The 15,250-nt window shown below is 69.8% G+C and carries 14 protein-coding genes and 2 tRNA genes; 15 read left to right on the top strand and 1 reads right to left on the bottom strand.

The window, feature by feature from the left end; translation table 11 throughout:
- The first annotated feature begins 73 nt into the window (after positions 1 to 73).
- The 7 genes from ACFU5O_RS02825 (at position 74) to ACFU5O_RS02795 (ending at position 8,873) form a co-directional block, all read left to right on the top strand.
- Complete coding sequence (locus ACFU5O_RS02825) at positions 74 to 2,227, top strand: hypothetical protein (RefSeq protein ID WP_384235495.1); 2,154 nt, start codon at positions 74 to 76, stop codon at positions 2,225 to 2,227.
- A 100-nt stretch (positions 2,228 to 2,327) separates the two neighbouring features.
- On the top strand, positions 2,328 to 3,641 hold the full coding sequence (locus tag ACFU5O_RS02820) for a glycosyltransferase family 2 protein (RefSeq protein WP_384235493.1): 1,314 nt from the start codon (positions 2,328 to 2,330) through the stop codon (positions 3,639 to 3,641).
- A gap of 80 nt (positions 3,642 to 3,721) precedes the next feature.
- Complete coding sequence (gene proB / locus ACFU5O_RS02815; RefSeq protein ID WP_384236387.1) at positions 3,722 to 4,828, top strand: glutamate 5-kinase; 1,107 nt, start codon at positions 3,722 to 3,724, stop codon at positions 4,826 to 4,828.
- A gap of 155 nt (positions 4,829 to 4,983) precedes the next feature.
- The gene (locus tag ACFU5O_RS02810) at positions 4,984 to 5,580 is read left to right on the top strand and encodes a hypothetical protein (protein WP_384235491.1); all 597 of its coding nucleotides are present in this window, start codon (positions 4,984 to 4,986) and stop codon (positions 5,578 to 5,580) included.
- A 125-nt stretch (positions 5,581 to 5,705) separates the two neighbouring features.
- Positions 5,706 to 6,989: a glutamate-5-semialdehyde dehydrogenase gene (locus tag ACFU5O_RS02805; RefSeq protein WP_384235489.1), complete on the top strand. Its 1,284-nt coding sequence runs from the start codon at positions 5,706 to 5,708 to the stop codon at positions 6,987 to 6,989.
- Between the two features lie 66 nt (positions 6,990 to 7,055).
- The gene (locus ACFU5O_RS02800) at positions 7,056 to 7,652 is read left to right on the top strand and encodes a hypothetical protein (RefSeq protein WP_384235487.1); all 597 of its coding nucleotides are present in this window, start codon (positions 7,056 to 7,058) and stop codon (positions 7,650 to 7,652) included.
- Between the two features lie 78 nt (positions 7,653 to 7,730).
- Complete coding sequence (locus ACFU5O_RS02795) at positions 7,731 to 8,873, top strand: hypothetical protein (RefSeq protein WP_384235484.1); 1,143 nt, start codon at positions 7,731 to 7,733, stop codon at positions 8,871 to 8,873.
- On the opposite strand, the gene ACFU5O_RS02790 is transcribed toward ACFU5O_RS02795, so the two are convergent.
- On the bottom strand, positions 8,858 to 9,970 hold the full coding sequence (locus ACFU5O_RS02790; protein ID WP_384235482.1) for a M48 family metallopeptidase: 1,113 nt from the start codon (positions 9,968 to 9,970) through the stop codon (positions 8,858 to 8,860). The genes ACFU5O_RS02795 and ACFU5O_RS02790 overlap by 16 nt on opposite strands.
- Positions 9,971 to 10,234: 264 nt before the next feature.
- On the opposite strand from ACFU5O_RS02790, the gene ACFU5O_RS02785 reads away from it, so the two are divergent.
- From ACFU5O_RS02785 to ACFU5O_RS02750, 8 genes are all read left to right on the top strand, one after another.
- Entirely contained in the window at positions 10,235 to 10,396 is a 162-nt protein-coding gene (locus ACFU5O_RS02785) for a hypothetical protein (protein WP_384235480.1), read from the top strand.
- A gap of 44 nt (positions 10,397 to 10,440) precedes the next feature.
- Positions 10,441 to 11,058 (top strand): nicotinate-nucleotide adenylyltransferase, encoded by a 618-nt coding sequence (gene nadD / locus ACFU5O_RS02780; protein ID WP_384236384.1) that lies wholly within the window; start codon positions 10,441 to 10,443, stop codon positions 11,056 to 11,058.
- Positions 11,059 to 11,077: 19 nt separating this feature from the next.
- On the top strand, positions 11,078 to 12,889 hold the full coding sequence (locus ACFU5O_RS02775; protein ID WP_384235478.1) for an LCP family protein: 1,812 nt from the start codon (positions 11,078 to 11,080) through the stop codon (positions 12,887 to 12,889).
- A gap of 191 nt (positions 12,890 to 13,080) precedes the next feature.
- Positions 13,081 to 13,521, top strand: coding sequence for a ribosome silencing factor (rsfS, locus tag ACFU5O_RS02770; RefSeq protein ID WP_384236382.1), 441 nt, complete (start codon positions 13,081 to 13,083; stop codon positions 13,519 to 13,521).
- A complete protein-coding gene (locus tag ACFU5O_RS02765; protein WP_384236380.1) occupies positions 13,518 to 14,183 on the top strand; it encodes a histidine phosphatase family protein in 666 nt (221 codons plus the stop codon). The genes rsfS and ACFU5O_RS02765 overlap by 4 nt, the downstream gene beginning before the upstream one ends.
- A 166-nt stretch (positions 14,184 to 14,349) precedes the next feature.
- Positions 14,350 to 14,422: transfer RNA gene (locus ACFU5O_RS02760), tRNA-Ala, on the top strand.
- A 336-nt stretch (positions 14,423 to 14,758) separates the two neighbouring features.
- Positions 14,759 to 14,992 carry a hypothetical protein gene (locus ACFU5O_RS02755; RefSeq protein ID WP_026277450.1) on the top strand — a complete coding sequence of 78 codons (234 nt, stop codon included), beginning with the start codon at positions 14,759 to 14,761 and terminating at the stop codon, positions 14,990 to 14,992.
- Between the two features lie 164 nt (positions 14,993 to 15,156).
- A tRNA-Ala gene (locus ACFU5O_RS02750) sits at positions 15,157 to 15,229 on the top strand.
- Positions 15,230 to 15,250: the final 21 nt, after the last annotated feature.

The raw sequence follows: 15,250 nt of genomic DNA, 5'->3' as shown, positions 1-15,250 counted from the left end.
CGAGTTCGTGAAGGGCAGCCTTCACAGTTTCTTGCAACCGTGAAACAACCGGCACCTTTGGAGCAGGTTCTTCGTGATTTCGACCGCCATTCGCCTGGCACGTGTGGGCAGCCGGTCAGAGCTGGCCGCGGCAGCCCTGATGGTGCTGGGCTACCCGTGCGTGATGATCGCCGCGCTGATCCCGGACATCTGGATGTTCGCGGCGTCCGCAGCCGTGACCTATGCCGCCGACTGGTTCCTGCACCAGCGCGGCAGCTACCTGGTCAACCGGCTCAACAAGGTCCGGGCCGGTCTGCCGATCCGCTTCCTGCTCCGCCAGCTGCTGCTCATCCTGCTGCTCGCGCGTGAGGGCCTCGCCGAGCAGCCGCTGTTCTACGCCGCGGTCGCCTGCTTCCTGCTCTTCTACGGGCTCCAGGCGCCGCACGGCGCCCTGACCACCCTGATCAGGCTGCGCCGGGTCATGCCGGTCGTCACCCGCAACGTCGACCTCAACTCCGTACGCATCCCGGACGCCCCGCCGCGCGCCCTGCTGCGCCGGTCCAGCGAGAAGATGCTGCACCTCGACATCCCCGCGACGGCGGGTGTGGTGATCGCCGCGGCCACCGGCGCGTACGTCGTCGGGTACGTCGGCACCGCCGTCACCATCGGGCTCGGCCTGCTCTACACCGCCGCCCTCGTGCCGTATCTGCGCCGAAACCGCCGAGTGCCGTCCGCCCCCGCCGTGCTCAAGGCCGTGCAGAAGTGGCTGAGCGAGTACCAGCCCACCGTCGCCCTGTACTTCTCCGGCTCGGAGGACTCCGCGTACCAGGTCAACATGTGGCTGGAGACGATGGAGCAGCTCGAGGGGCGGCCGGTCATCATCATGCGGGAGCGTGCTCTCGTCGCGAAGCTCAACGAGACCCGCGTGCCCGTGCTGTGTGTGCCCGGCGGCCAGCACCTGATGGCGATGAAGCTCGACACGGTCCGCGTCACGCTCTATCCGGCCAACGTCGGCAAGAACATCCACATGCTGCGCGTACCGACCATGAAGCACGTCTTCATCGGTCACGGCGACAGTGACAAGCTCGCCAGCGTCAACCCGTTCTCCAAGGTGTACGACGAGGTGTGGACCGCGGGACGGGCCGGCCGCGACCGGTACGCGCTCGCGGACGTCGGCGTGCGTGACGACGACATCGTGGAGGTGGGCCGGCCCCAGCTCGCGCCCATCGGCACCGGGGCCGGGGCGCCCAGGAACCCCGTCCCGACCATCCTGTACGCACCCACGTGGGAGGGCTGGGACAACAACCCCGGTAACACCTCCCTGCTGCTCGCCGGCGAAAACATCGTCCGCCGGCTCCTCGAGGCCGAGCAGCCCGTACGGGTCATCTACAAGCCGCACCCCTTCACCGGCATCCGCAACAAGAAGGCCCTGGCCGTCCACGAGCGGATCACCGCGATGGTGCAGAAGGCCGCCGCCGAGCGGGCCGCCGACCCCCGCTGGGCCCAGGAGACCGGCGCCGCGCAGGCCGGCCATGCCGCCGCACGCGCCGAGCTGGCCCGCGTGGAGGCACGGCTCGCCGAGCTGACGAAGCCCGGCCGCGCGGGCGGCGACGAGGCGGAGGTGTCGAGGGTCTCCCTCGCCGACCCCCAGCGACTCGCAGAGATCAAGGCGCTTCGGGCCGAGTGGAACGACGCGTACTGGCGCTCCTCCGGCTGGTGGGAACACAAGATCGTCACGGGCTCCGAGCCCAAGCTGTACGACTGCTTCAACGAGTCCGACGGCATGGTCTCCGACATCTCCAGCGTGGTCTCGGACTTCATCGCGAGCGGCAAGCCGTACGCCGTGACGGACTCCGCGGAGCTGGGCGTGGAGGAGTTCAAGCGCCAGAACACGGCCGTAAGGGCCGCGGTCATCCTCTCCAACAGCGCCGAGGAGCTGGATCAGCTCCTGGCGGCCGTGGCCGACCCGGCCGCCGACGCGCTCGCGGACGCGCGCGCCGAGCTGAAGAAGTATCTGCTCGGACCCGACGAGCCCGCGTCGATGGAGCAGTTCAACGCGGCCGTAGGGGTGCTGGCGGCCAAGGCGGAGGCACGCAACGCCGGTGTGGAGCAGCGCATCGGTCAGCAGGCGATCGGCGAGCTCGACCGTGAGTCGGACGCCGAGAACGGCGGTCTCGTGACCAACGGCGCAGAGGACAAGGGCAGGGAGACCGACGGCGCGGAGGCGCCCACCTCGGTCGCCCGCTGACGAGCTCGGTCGCACGGCCCGTGAGTTCCCCCCGACCGGGGCGGACTCACGGGCCGTTGCGCGTGCCGTCACCCGGGCCGATAGGTCCGATGTGCACGATATGCGGATGTCAGACAGCCCTGTCGAGCCGCTCGCCTGCCCCGACGTCAGCGTGATCATCGGCGCCTACGAGGCGATGCCGTATCTCGTGAAGTGCCTCGACTCGGTCGAGGCCCAGACGCTGGGACCCGAACGGATCGAGATCGTCGCCGTGGACGACGGCTCGACGGACGGGACGGGTAAGCACCTGGAGGACTTCGCGGCCCGGACGCCTGTGCCGATGCGGGTGGTGCACCAGCCCAACTCCGGCGGGCCCGGCGGCCCGCGCAACAACGGCCTGGTCATGGCCCGCGGCCGCTATGTCTTCTTCCTCGACGCCGACGACTTCCTGGGGGAGGAGGCCCTGGAGCTGATGGTCGCGATGGGCGACCGGGCCGGCACGGACGTCGTGCTCGGCAAGGTCGCCGGCGTCAACCGCAACGTCGCCATGTCCATGTGGGCGCAGACCGTGGAGCGGGCCGACATCTACCGCTCCAACGTCAAGTTCACGCTGAGCGCGCAGAAGCTCTTCCGGCGCGAACTGCTCGTACGGCACCGCATGAGGTTCGACGAATCCCTGCGCACGGGCGAGGACGCCCTGTTCACCATGGAGGCGTATCTGCGGGGTGCGGGAGTGTCCGTCGTCGCCGACCGGACCTGCTACTACCTGGTGGGCCGGGAGGACGGCAAACACCTGACGAAGACCGTCGGTTACGAGCCCCGCTTCGAGTCGGCCGGCGCCCTCATGCGGCTGATCGCCGCGCACGTACCTGCCGGCAGGCGCCGTGACCAGCTCATGGTCAGGCCCTTCAAGGTCACCCTGCTGCCGCAGTTCGGCCCCATCGTGCTGCGGCAGCCGGAAGAGTACCTGCGGCACAAGATGGACCTGGCGGCCCCGCTCATGGCGGCGTACTGGACGCCCGGGGTGGCGCGCAGGCTCAGGACGGAGGAGCGTCTGAGGCTCACCTGCGCCGGGCTCGGCAGGCCCGATCTGCTTCGCGACGTGCTGGCCTTCGGCAGCGCCGGAAGCCATCCGGAGCTCGTGCGCCGTGGCAGCCGGGACTATCTCGCCTACCCGCACTTCGACGACCCGGCGGCCGGTGTTCCCGCCTCCGCGTACGCGGTGACCGTGACCGAACGGATCGGCGGGCGGCGGATCGAGCCGCGCCTGCCATTGCCGGGACGAGCGGCGCGACAGGTGTACCGGTTCGGCCGACGGGTCGCCGGGGGCCTTTCCCGCCGCCTTCCCCGCGCTCTGGTCCGCGGCCTGCCGCACGCTCTCGCCGGCCGTCTCGCCGGGGTGGCCCGGGCGTTGCGAGCCGTGTCCAGCGGATGAAACGACCGAGCACCGAGGTCGCGGCCTGGCATAGATTCACCCATGTGACAGGTGCAAGGCAGACAACGGCAAGGCAGTACGTGACGCAAGCCCGCAGGATCGTCGTGAAGGTCGGCTCGTCCTCGCTCACCACGGCCGCCGGCGGACTCGACGCGGACCGCGTGGACGCCCTGGTCGACGTTCTCGCCAAGGTCCGCAGCGGAGGCGAGAAGGAAATAGTCCTGGTCTCCAGCGGTGCCATCGCCGCCGGGCTCGCGCCCCTCGGGCTGACCCGCCGTCCCAAGGATCTGGCCCGTCAGCAGGCCGCCGCCAGCGTCGGCCAGGGTCTGCTCGTCGCCCGCTACACCGCCTCGTTCGCCCGCTACGGCGTCCGGGTCGGCCAGGTGCTGCTCACCACGGACGACACCAGTCGCCGCGCCCACTACCGCAACGCCTACCGCACCCTCGACCAGCTCCTGGACATGGGTGCCGTTCCGGTCGTCAACGAGAACGACACCGTCGCCACGGACGAGATCCGCTTCGGCGACAACGACCGGCTCGCCGCCCTCGTCGCCCATCTCGTGAGGGCCGATCTGCTCGTGCTCCTCTCCGACGTGGACGGCCTCTACGACGGGGACCCGAGCAAGCCAGGCAGCTCCCGGATCGAGGAGGTCCGCGGCCCCGCCGATCTGGAGGGCGTGTCGATCGGCTCGGCGGGCAAGGCCGGCGTCGGTACCGGCGGAATGGTCACCAAGGTCGAGGCCGCCCGGATCGCCGCGGCCGCGGGCGTTCCCGTCGTACTCACCTCCGCCAGCCGGGCCGCCGACGCCCTCGCCGGACGGGACACCGGCACCTATTTCCGCCGTACCGGCCGACGCTCCGCCGACCGGCTGCTGTGGCTGGCACACGCCTCGACACCGCAGGGCTCGCTGACGCTCGACGACGGCGCGGTCCGGGCCGTCGTCGACGGCAGGAAGTCGCTGCTGCCCGCCGGAATCGCCGCCGTCGAGGGCGAGTTCAGCGCAGGGGACCCCGTTGAGCTGCGCGATTGCGACGGCAGGCCCGTTGCCCGGGGGCTCGTCAACTTCGATGCGAAGGAGATCCCGCAACTGCTCGGCCGCTCCACGCGGGAGCTGGCCAAGGAGCTGGGCCCCGCGTATGAGCGTGAGGTCGTACACAGGGACGACCTCGTCGTCCTGCATCCATGAGCCCGTCCTGAAACGGCTGAAACTCCCGCCTTCCGTCAAGGACCTTTACCAAAACCGCCCCACGTCACGTCCCGGACTGGTCAACTTTGTGGGGGGACTTTGTCACGGGGACAAGGCGGGGTACAGCACCACAACGCATCAACAGGAGGCCGCCGGTGAGACGAGCGCGCCCAGGGGCGGCGCCCCGAGGGACAGGGGGCACCGCACGCACCCGAAGGGCTGTGGGGGAGCAACGTGCTCTCACCAGCGTGGACGCGGGGTCCCACTTCGACGACGAGCGTGACGACCGCGACGACGAGCGGACCGGCGCGTCCGGTACCTCGGGCGCCTCCACGGCGGACGGTCGTGCAGAGGCGTCGGGCGCGCACAGGCCGGACCGGGAGCCGGACGCCCGCACCAGGGACCGTGTGGTCTCCAAGCTCTGGCACATCACTCTCTGTGTATCGGGCGCCGAGGCCCCGCTGAAGGAGGTCAGGCGCGGGCTGGAGCAGCTCGCCCATGACCATCCGTTCCTGCTGACCAGCCGGTACGCCAACGATCACGCCGAGATCCGCTACTGGGAAGAGGCCCGGGACCTGCACGACGCCGCCGCCGTGGCGCTCCGGCTGTGGGGTGAGCACCGCTCCAGTGCCCAGCTGCCGCCGTGGGAGATCGTCGGTCTCGAGGTCATCGACCGAGAGACGTATCACCAGCGCATCGCGGAGGGTTACGGTCTGCCCCCCGCGGCGCCGGTCGGAGTTCACCCGTTCTGAGGCTGCCGGGAACCCCCGCCGAGGCCGCTCGGCCGGGCCGGTCCAGGTCGTGGGCCGGGGCCCGGCTCGTCTCGTAGTGCGGAATACGTGCGGGATGCCCGCAGACGGCGCATTACGCTGCCGTCATGACCTCGCTCTCGCCGTACGACAACCTCACTCCGGTCACCCGGGCCGCCTACTGCGCCCGCGCGGCCGCCGCCGATATCGCGCCACTCCCGCGCTCGGTGAAGGACGACGCGCTGCTGGCGATCGCCGACGCCCTGGAGGTGCGTACGGCCGAGATCGTCAAGGCCAACGCCGAGGACATCGCCCGCGCCCGCGAGGCCGGCACCAGCGAGTCCATCATCGACCGGCTCACCCTGACCCCGGAGCGGGTCCGCGCCATCGCCGCCGACGTGCGCCACGTGGCCGCACTGCCCGATCCCGTCGGCGAGGTCGTCCGCGGCTCGACCCTCCCCAACGGCATCGACCTGCGCCAGGTCCGTGTCCCCCTCGGCGTCGTCGGCATCATCTACGAGGCCCGCCCGAACGTCACCGTGGATGCCGCCGCGCTCTGCCTGAAGGCCGGGAACGCCGTTCTGCTCCGTGGGTCCTCCTCGGCGTACTCGTCCAACACCGCCCTGGTCACGGTCCTCCGTGACGCCGTCGGGGGCGCCGGGCTGCCTGCCGACGCCGTACAGCTCGTCCCCGGCGAGAGCCGTGACTCCGTCCGCGAGCTGATGCGCGCCCGCGGCCTCGTCGACGTCCTCATCCCGCGTGGCGGCGCCTCACTCATCCGTACCGTCGTCGAGGAGTCCATCGTCCCGGTCATCGAGACCGGCACCGGCAACTGCCACGTCTACGTCGATGCCGAGGCCGACCTCGACATGGCCGTCGACATCCTCATCAACTCGAAGGCCCAGCGCCCCAGCGTCTGCAACGCCGCAGAGACCCTCCTCGTGCACCAGGACATCGCCGCCGCCTTCCTCCCCCGTGCCCTGGGCGCCCTCGCCGAGGCCGGGGTCACCGTGCACGCCGACGAGAGGACCCTGGCCCACGCCGAGGGCTCCAAGGCCGTCGTGGTCGCCGCGACCGCCGAGGACTGGGAGACCGAGTACCTCTCGTACGACATCGCCGCCGCCGTCGTCGACTCCCTCGACAAGGCCGTCGAACACATCCGCCTCTGGTCCTCCGGTCACACCGAGGCCATCGTCACCACCTCCCAGGCTGCCGCCCGCCGATTCACCCAGTTGGTCGATTCCACGACCGTCGCCGTGAATGCGTCCACCCGTTTCACCGACGGTGGCCAGTTCGGATTCGGCGCCGAGATCGGTATCTCCACGCAGAAGCTGCATGCCCGGGGTCCGATGGGCCTCCCCGAGCTGACCTCGACGAAGTACATCGTCACGGGCGACGGTCACACCCGGTGACCGACGAGTGCGGGCAGTTGTCCGCACTCCCTGCCCAAAACCCCCGCCCAGGTCTACCCTGAAGGCGTGCCGGACGACTTGGGGGGCAGGCCGTTCCCGGACGGCTGGGAGCCCGACGACGACCGCGGAGGCGCGGATGAGGACTTCGCCTCCGTGGTGTTCGACGAGGACTTCGTGCGGGCTGCCGAGATCCACGAACCCACCGCGGTCGAGCGTCTGCTCGCCGCAGCCCAGGCGCGTGCCGAGGCCGAGGCCGCCCGCGCCCGCGCCGGAGCGGGCCCGGCGGACGACGACGGCTACGGCACGGGCGGCGCATACGGTCACCAGCGCTACGACGCCTACGATCCGGACGACCGCGCCGCACGGGACCTGGACCCCTACGGCCCGCACGGCGGCACCCTGCGGCCCTATCGCGGCGCCGCCCGCTGGCACCGCCCCGTCGCCTGGATCCTTGCCCTCCTGATGGGCATCGGCATGGTCGCTCTCGCCTTCACCGCCGTCTACCGGGGCGCCTCGGCCAACCGCCAGGACCGCGTCCCCCCGCCGGCCACGACCGGCGTCGACGCCCCGTCCAGGACCTCCGCCCCGGAGCGGGTGCCCAGCCCCTCCGCCTCCGCGGAGTACTCCGCACCCCCCGTCTCCGCCGTGCCCCGCACCCCCTGACGGAATGCGTGAGCGCTTGTCGGAAGTTGTCGCCCGGCCCCGCGTTTACGTGTGCGTCCACAGACCTACTCTGAAGATATGGCAGGGCGTGGAGACCCACCTGAGGGGACACCCGAGGGGCTCCCCGGCGGAGGTGAGGACGAATACCGGTCCGTCGTCTTCGACGAGTCGTTCATCCGCGCTGCCCGCCTCCAGGAGTTCTCCGCCCGGGAGCGGATGGCCGACCATGCCAGAGCTGTCCGGAGCCGTCCCGGCTGGTGGGCGAGGACCGGGGCCAAGCCGTTTCTCCTGGTCCTGCTGATCGCCCTCGCCTTCGGCACCGCGATCTACATGGGCGTCCGCCACCCCTACCAGCCCCCGCCCCGGCCCGCGGAGCCGCTGCGGTCGATGGTGGTCCCTCTCGCCCCGCGGGACCCCGTGCCCGGAGGGGATCCGGCAGAGCTGTACGCGCACAGTCCCGCCGCCCAGTTCCGCATCGGAGCCGCCGGAATCACTCTTCCGGCCGCCCTGCGCACCGGAAATTTCTCCGAGAGCCAGGTCATGACGGCGCTGACCATCGCCAAGGACTACCTCGTGGAGTCCTCGCTCGACCCCGATGTGCTCACCGGCGCCGCGCTGCGGCCGGTCCGGGTACTGCTCGATCCGGACCAGCTGGACCAGTTCGACCAGTCCTTCGACACCCCCGCGGACGACGGGCGGCACGCGGCGACGGGCTGGCTGGTGCGCTTCGACCCGGCGAAGGTGGCCCTGGCCGAACCGGAGGTGCGGGTCCAGGGCACGCTCCGCGTCGTCGACGCCGGCCCCAACGCCCTCGAGGTGATCTCGGACCACACCTTCGCCTACGCCCTCCGCCCGGCGCCAGGGACCGGGCCAGGGCAGCGGACCGGCGCGGGTGACAGCGTGGTACCCGGCGACCCGGCCGGTGTGCAGAACGCGGACGAGGCCTCCCTGTTCACCGTCCGCCGCGAGCTGCACTTCCGCTTCGACCGGGACGACCTTCGCACGCACCGGGCCGAGCTGCTCTTCAGCTATCTGCAGGCCGGGCCCATGGCCTGCTCCGCCGACGCGTCCGGTGCCCTGCAGCCGCTGCTGGCCGGCGGGCGGACCACCTCCGGCGGCCCGCCCGTCACGGACCCGTACGAGACGGGCCGCGCCGCCGCTGCCCTCTGCGGGGCCCTCGACCCCAGCGCCCAGCCGTCGCCTGCTCAGCCCTCGCCCTGAGCTCCCGCGTCCTTGCCGCCGCCTTCCGACGGGCGGCTGCCGTTGCCGCCACTGCGGTCCGCACCTCCCGGGCTGCCGGCGCCCGTGAACTTGTCGCGCAGCCGGCCGCCCAGGTCGCCCGCGCCTCCGGCTATGTCCCCGACGAGCTTCATCAGCGGATCCTTGCTCGTCCGCACCGAGTCCGCGTAGTGCGACGCCGACTCGCGGAAGGAGTCCGTGACGGATGTGTCCTTGTCCTCCGCGCGCCTGGGGTAGTGACCGTCCATGATCCGCTGGTAGTCGCGGCTCTCGGCCCACTTCTTGAGCTCTGCCGCCCGCACCGTGGTGAAGGGGTGCGTGCGCGGCAGTACATTCAGGATCTTCAGCACGGAGTCCCGCAGGTCGCCCCCTGCCTCGTACTCCTCGGCCTGCGCCAGGAACGCGTCGACGTTCATCTCGTGGAGGTGGTTGCCACCCGCGATCTTCATCAGGCCGCGCATCGACGCCTGCAGGTCCTGGCCGACCAGCAGCCCCGCCCGGTCCGCCGAGAGCTCGGACTTGCGGAACCACTCGCGCAGAGCGGTCACTATCGCCATGATCGCGACGTTGCCGAGAGGGATCCAGGCGACCTTGAGCGCCAGACCGGTGAGGAAGAGGAGGATCGTGCGGTAGACCGAGTGGCCCGAGAGGGCATGCCCCACCTCATGGCCGACGACCGCCCGCATTTCCTCCTCGTCGAGCAGCTCCACCAGGCCGGTGGTGACGACGATGATCGGTTCGTCCAGTCCGATGCACATCGCGTTGGGCTTGGGGTCCTGCGTGACGTACATCGGCGGGACCTTCTCCAGGTCCAGGATGTAACAGGCGTCGCGCAGCATGGTGTTGAGATGCGCGAACTGGGCATCGCTCACCCGCACGGAGTCGGAGAGGAAGAGCAGTCGCAGGCTTCGCTCGGGCAGCAGCCCGCTCAGCGCCTTGAAGACGGTGTCGAAGCCCGTGAGCTTGCGCAGGGCGACCAGCGCCGAGCGGTCCGCAGGGTGTTCGTACGCCCGGGAGGAGATGTCCGGGAAGCGCTTGCGCTGCCTGCTCGGCACATTCCCGGAACTGCTGTCGGTCATCGGATGCCCCCTGTTCCTTACGAGTCCTGCCCCGTCCCCCTGACAGACCCCAGATTAGGTGCTGGGGTTGCGGGGCCGCGGGGGCCTGTGGATAACTGCGCGGACGCCTCCGGGGCCCGCGCGCATCGTGGAGCACACGCGGTTGCCGAGGACAGCAGCGACGAAAGCGACAACGACTGAGTCGGCGTGAGCGTGCCCGAACATCCCGCATACGATGTGCGCGAAGTCTCCGGTCCGACTCCCGATCGATAGGTCCTGCAGAAGATGAGTCTCGCCAGCACCGCCGCCAATCTGGTCACGCTCGCCGAGGGTGCCGAGCACGGTGGCAACCACGAAAGCCTCAGCCCCTACCTCACCGGTTTCGGCGCGTTCGGTGCGCTGATCCTGCTGCTGTGGATCACGACCCGCTTCAACCGCGACCGCTGATACAGGGCCGGACAGCCGTGCCAGTAGGCTCTGCACGCATGGGTATGGGACAGCAGGAACTGCCCACCAGGGGCGGCAAGCGCCGACTCGGCGTCATGGGCGGGACATTCGACCCGATTCATCACGGACACCTGGTGGCCGCCAGCGAGGTGGCCGCCCTGTTCCACCTCGACGAGGTGGTGTTCGTTCCGACCGGGCAGCCGTGGCAGAAGAGCCACAAGGCGGTGTCTCCTGCCGAGGACCGCTATCTGATGACGGTCATCGCCACGGCGTCCAACCCGCAGTTCTCGGTCAGCCGTATCGACATCGACCGCGGCGGTCCCACCTACACGATCGACACCCTGCGGGACCTACGGGCGCTGAACCGCGACGCGGACCTCTTCTTCATCACCGGGGCCGATGCGCTCGCGCAGATCCTCACCTGGCGTGACGCCGAGGAACTCTTCTCGCTCGCCCATTTCATCGGTGTCACCCGGCCCGGCCACGACCTGACCGACGACGGACTGCCCAAGGGCGGTGTTTCCCTGGTGGAGGTACCGGCCCTGGCCATCTCGTCCACCGACTGCCGGGCGAGGGTCGTGCAGGGTGACCCCGTCTGGTATCTCGTACCGGACGGTGTGGTGCGCTACATCGACAAGCGCCAGTTGTACCGCGGCGAATGAGCCACGGAGAGGGGCACCGGTGAACGACCAGCAGAACCCGTACGACCCGTACTACTCGCAGCAGCCGCAGATCATCGGCTACGACGAGTACGGGCAGCCGGTCTACCAGCAGCCTCAGCACTCCCAGCAGCCGAACGGTTACGACGCGTACGGCCAGCAGCAGCAACAGCAGAGCGGGCCACAGCACCAGCAACAGCAACAGAGCGGGCCACAGCACCAGGGCTACGGATACGACCCGTACGCCCAGCCGCAGCACCCCCGGACCCCGCAGGAGTACGACCCCTACGGGCAGCAGATCCCACAGCCTCCCCACGCCCAGCACCACCCCCGGAGCCCGCAGGAGTACGGCTACGAGGGGTACGACGGCTACGGCTACGACACGGGCAGCCAAGCCGCTGTCGACACCTCGCAGCAGTGGAGCATCCCGGCGCAGCAGACCCAGCCCCAGGCGCCCGCCCAGGCCTCGCAGCACACCCGCGCAGAACCGGAACGCCCCGCGGTACCGGGGCAGCGCCGCCCTGCTCCGGAAGGCGCGCCGGGGAGCGAGGGCGAGCACGGAGGCGGGAGCGACCGGGAGTACCGGACCGAACAGTTCTCGTTCATCGAGGAGCCCGACGAGGACTCCGAGGACGTCATCGACTGGCTCAAGTTCACCGAGAGCCGCACCGAACGCCGCGAGGAGGCCAGGCGCAAGGGCCGCAACAGGTTCGTGGCCCTCGCCCTCGTACTGGCCCTCACCGTCGTGGGTGGCGTCGGTTACCTCTGGTACGCCGGCAAGCTCCCCGGCACATCCGGTTCCGGCGCCACCGGGAACACCGCCACAGGGCCGCAGAAGCGCGACGTGATCGTCCTGCATCTGCACAACACCAAGAAGGGCGGCACGTCCACCGCCCTGCTCGTCGACAACGCGACCACCAAGCAGGGCACCACGGTCCTGCTGCCGAACTCGCTCTCCGTCGCCAACGACGAGGGCGTCGCCACCACCCTGGGCAAGTCGGTCGACGAGGACGGCTCCACCGGGACCCGTGAGTCGATCGGCACGCTGCTCGGCACCAGGGTCACCGGTACCTGGCGGCTCGACACCCCGTACCTGGAGAACCTCGTCGAACTCGTCGGCGGCATCGACATCGACACGAACGCCGAGGTGCCCGGGGCCAAGAAGGGCGAGGCTCCGCTGGTGAAGAAGGGCGAGAACCAGACGCTCAACGGCCGGATGGCCGTCGGCTACGCCACTTACCGCGGTTCCGGCGAGGCGGAGGCCGAACAGCTCCAGCGCTTCGGCCAGGTGATGTACGGGGTGCTGCGGAAGATCTCGAGCGACCCCAAGGGGGCGACGGTGACGGTCGAGACCCTCGCGCAGATCCTCGACCCCTCGCTGCCCGAGAAGGACCTGGGAGCCTCGCTCGCGAAGCTGTCGGAGTACGCCAAGGGCGGCGACTACAAGACCGCCATGCTGCCCGTTCAGCAGGACGGCACGCTCAGCCAGGACGCGAGCGACAGTGTGGTCAAGGACATCCTGGGCGGCAAGATCAGTGCCCCCGAGCAGGGCGCCGCGATTCGGGTCGGGGTACGGAACGCCTCCGGGAACGGCGACGCCACCGAAGCCGCCAGGATCGTCCTGGTCAACGGAGGCTACGCGTTCGTCGACGCAGGCAAGGCGGACGCCGTGTCGTCCTCGCAGGTCCTCTACGGTGACGCGGCCCAGAAGGCGAAGGCCGTCGAGGTCGCCAAGACCCTGGGACTGCCGGAGAGCGCTGTCGAGAAGGGCAAGGCGGCGTCGAACGCCGACGTCACGGTCGTCCTCGGCGGCGATTACAAGATCAAGAAGTAGCTGCAGGGCCGGCGGACCGCCGGGCTCCAGGGGTGTCGGCGGGACAGGCGCCGGCACCCGGCCCGCCGGGCGGGGGGAGCCGCCCCAGGTGTCCGCGCCCTTGTCCCGGGGGCGCCGGAGTAATCACTTCGTGGGCTGTCAGCGGTCCGTGAGACCCTGGAGGGGTCTTGACCGCCGACGAAAGCCTGCTTGTGACCGCTACGGACCGCTCCCTCGAGCTCGTGAACGCCGCCGCCCAGGCGGCCGCCGACCGGCTCGCGCACGACATCATCGCGTACGACGTAAGCGATGTGCTCTCCATCACCGACGCTTTCCTGCTCGCATCCGCCCCCAACGACCGCCAGGTCAAGTCGATCGTCGACGAGATCGAGGAGCGGCTCCTCAAGGAGCTCGGCGCCAAGCCGGTCCGCCGCGAGGGCGACCGTGACGCGCGCTGGATCCTGCTCGACTACGTCGACATCGTGGTGCATGTCCAGCACAGCGAGGAGCGTGTCTTCTACGCCCTCGAGCGGCTGTGGAAGGACTGCCCCGAGCTGCCGCTCCCCGAGGACGCCGTCAAGACCCGTGGCAAGGCCGAGGAACACGCTCGGCTGGTGGGTGACGGCAGCGGGACGGACGGTGAGCTGAGCTGAGCGTCACCGGCACGGGCACGGGCAAGGGCAGGGACCGCCGCATCGTCCTGTGGCGGCACGGTCAGACCGCTTGGAATCTCGAGCGCCGCTTCCAGGGCTCGACGGACATCGAGCTGACCGAGACCGGCGTGGGTCAGGCCCGCCGGTCCGCCCGCCTCCTCGCCTCGCTGAAGCCGGACGCGATCATCGCCTCCGACCTGAAGCGGGCGGCGGCCACGGCCCGCCAGCTTTCCGCGATCACCGGGCACGACGTCACCTACGATGTGGCGCTGCGTGAGACCTATGCGGGCGTCTGGCAGGGTCTGACGCACGACGAGATCCTCGAGCGGCACGGCGAGCAGTACGCCGCGTGGAAGCGCGGCGAGCCGGTGCGCCGCGGTGGCGGCGAACTGGAGACCGAGGTCGCCGACCGCGCCGCACCCGTCGTGCTCGACCACGCCGACAGGCTGCCGGCCGGCGGCACGCTCGTCGTGGTGAGCCATGGCGGCACGATCCGGACCACCATAGGCCGGTTGCTCGGCCTGGAGGCGCATCACTGGGAGGGCCTTGGCGGGCTCTCCAACTGCTGCTGGTCCGTGCTCGGTGAAGGCGCCCGCGGCTGGCGTCTGCTCGAGCACAACGCGGGCACGCTCCCTGAGCCGGTCCTCGGCGACGACGACTGACGGGTGCGGGTGCTCGGAGGCCGACCGCCGTCGGCCGGGCTCCGAGCCGGGTCCGGCGGGTTCTCCTTGTTCCCGCCCGGCGGCCCGGGACCGGCCGGATTTCACTTTCCGGCTGGTCACAGGCTAAGGTTCTTCTTGTTCGCAGCGCGGAGCGCGAAGAACACAAGGGGCTATAGCTCAGTTGGTAGAGCGCTTGCATGGCATGCAAGAGGTCAGGAGTTCAATTCTCCTTAGCTCCACAACCTCGACATCAGGATCCCGTCCCCATCAGGGGGCGGGATTTCTGCGTTCCCGCCGCTCTCGTGTGCCCGACGGCACTGACCCTCTTGCGGCGCCATGGCAGAATCGGGACGGCCGGAGGGGGACGACGGCCCGGACGTCAACGGCCCGGACGGGAGGGAGAGGCGATGCCCGGTAGCAGCATCGAGGAGGACGATGACCTGCTCGCCGCTGCGGAGGCAAGTACTCGCCTCAGCTGTCCCTCATGTGGTTCGGCTCACGTTGCTCAAGTGCTCGGCGACAACGGAGGTATCTCGTACGTGTGCACGGCCTGCGGCCACAGCTGGAGCTGAGTGATGGGTGCACACAGGCGGAAATGTGACTGGTGTGGCAGTGGTACGCCGATCGTCCGCGACATGGACCCCGTCAATCCCGAGTACCAGTACTGGTGCGAGGAGTGCGCTCGGGCGCTGATCATAAAAGGCGATCCCATCGAGACGTACCGTGAGCTCGAAGGGGAGCCGATCTACGGCCGGCTGCTCGACGAGCACTGCACCCTCAAACGGTTCTACTCGTTCGCGACGGCATAAGCGCCCCTCCGCGCCCCGTTGAGGTCACCGCCCCAACCACGACAAAACAGGTGCTGTCGGACAAGGTTGTGCGGACCGGAAACGATTTGGTGAACCACCGGGGGGACCGTGTAATGTTCTGTCTGTCGCCGCGAGGGAAACCCGAAGCGGGCGGCACACAACAAGGGGCTATAGCTCAGTTGGTAGAGCGCTTGCATGGCATGCAAGAGGTCAGGAGTTCAATTCTCCTTAGCTCCACAGCAGCTCGGTAAGAGCAAA

This window comes from Streptomyces sp. NPDC057445 (assembly GCF_042802855.1).
Lineage (GTDB): Bacteria > Actinomycetota > Actinomycetes > Streptomycetales > Streptomycetaceae > Streptomyces.
Note: the sequence above shows the minus strand (reverse complement) of the source record. Positions and strands in the feature narration are given on the sequence as shown.

What these genes read in the sequence shown, in the direction of transcription:
- ACFU5O_RS02755 (WP_026277450.1), top strand. Translation starts at nt 14,759, where the DNA reads ATGGGTGCACACAGGCGGAAATGTGACTGGTGTGGCAGTGGTACGCCG.
- ACFU5O_RS02795 (WP_384235484.1), top strand. Translation starts at nt 7,731, where the DNA reads ATGGCAGGGCGTGGAGACCCACCTGAGGGGACACCCGAGGGGCTCCCC.
- ACFU5O_RS02805 (WP_384235489.1), top strand. Translation starts at nt 5,706, where the DNA reads ATGACCTCGCTCTCGCCGTACGACAACCTCACTCCGGTCACCCGGGCC.
- ACFU5O_RS02820 (WP_384235493.1), top strand. Translation starts at nt 2,328, where the DNA reads ATGCGGATGTCAGACAGCCCTGTCGAGCCGCTCGCCTGCCCCGACGTC.
- nadD (WP_384236384.1), top strand. Translation starts at nt 10,441, where the DNA reads ATGGGACAGCAGGAACTGCCCACCAGGGGCGGCAAGCGCCGACTCGGC.
- ACFU5O_RS02790 (WP_384235482.1), bottom strand. Translation starts at nt 9,970, where the DNA reads ATGACCGACAGCAGTTCCGGGAATGTGCCGAGCAGGCAGCGCAAGCGC.
- ACFU5O_RS02785 (WP_384235480.1), top strand. Translation starts at nt 10,235, where the DNA reads ATGAGTCTCGCCAGCACCGCCGCCAATCTGGTCACGCTCGCCGAGGGT.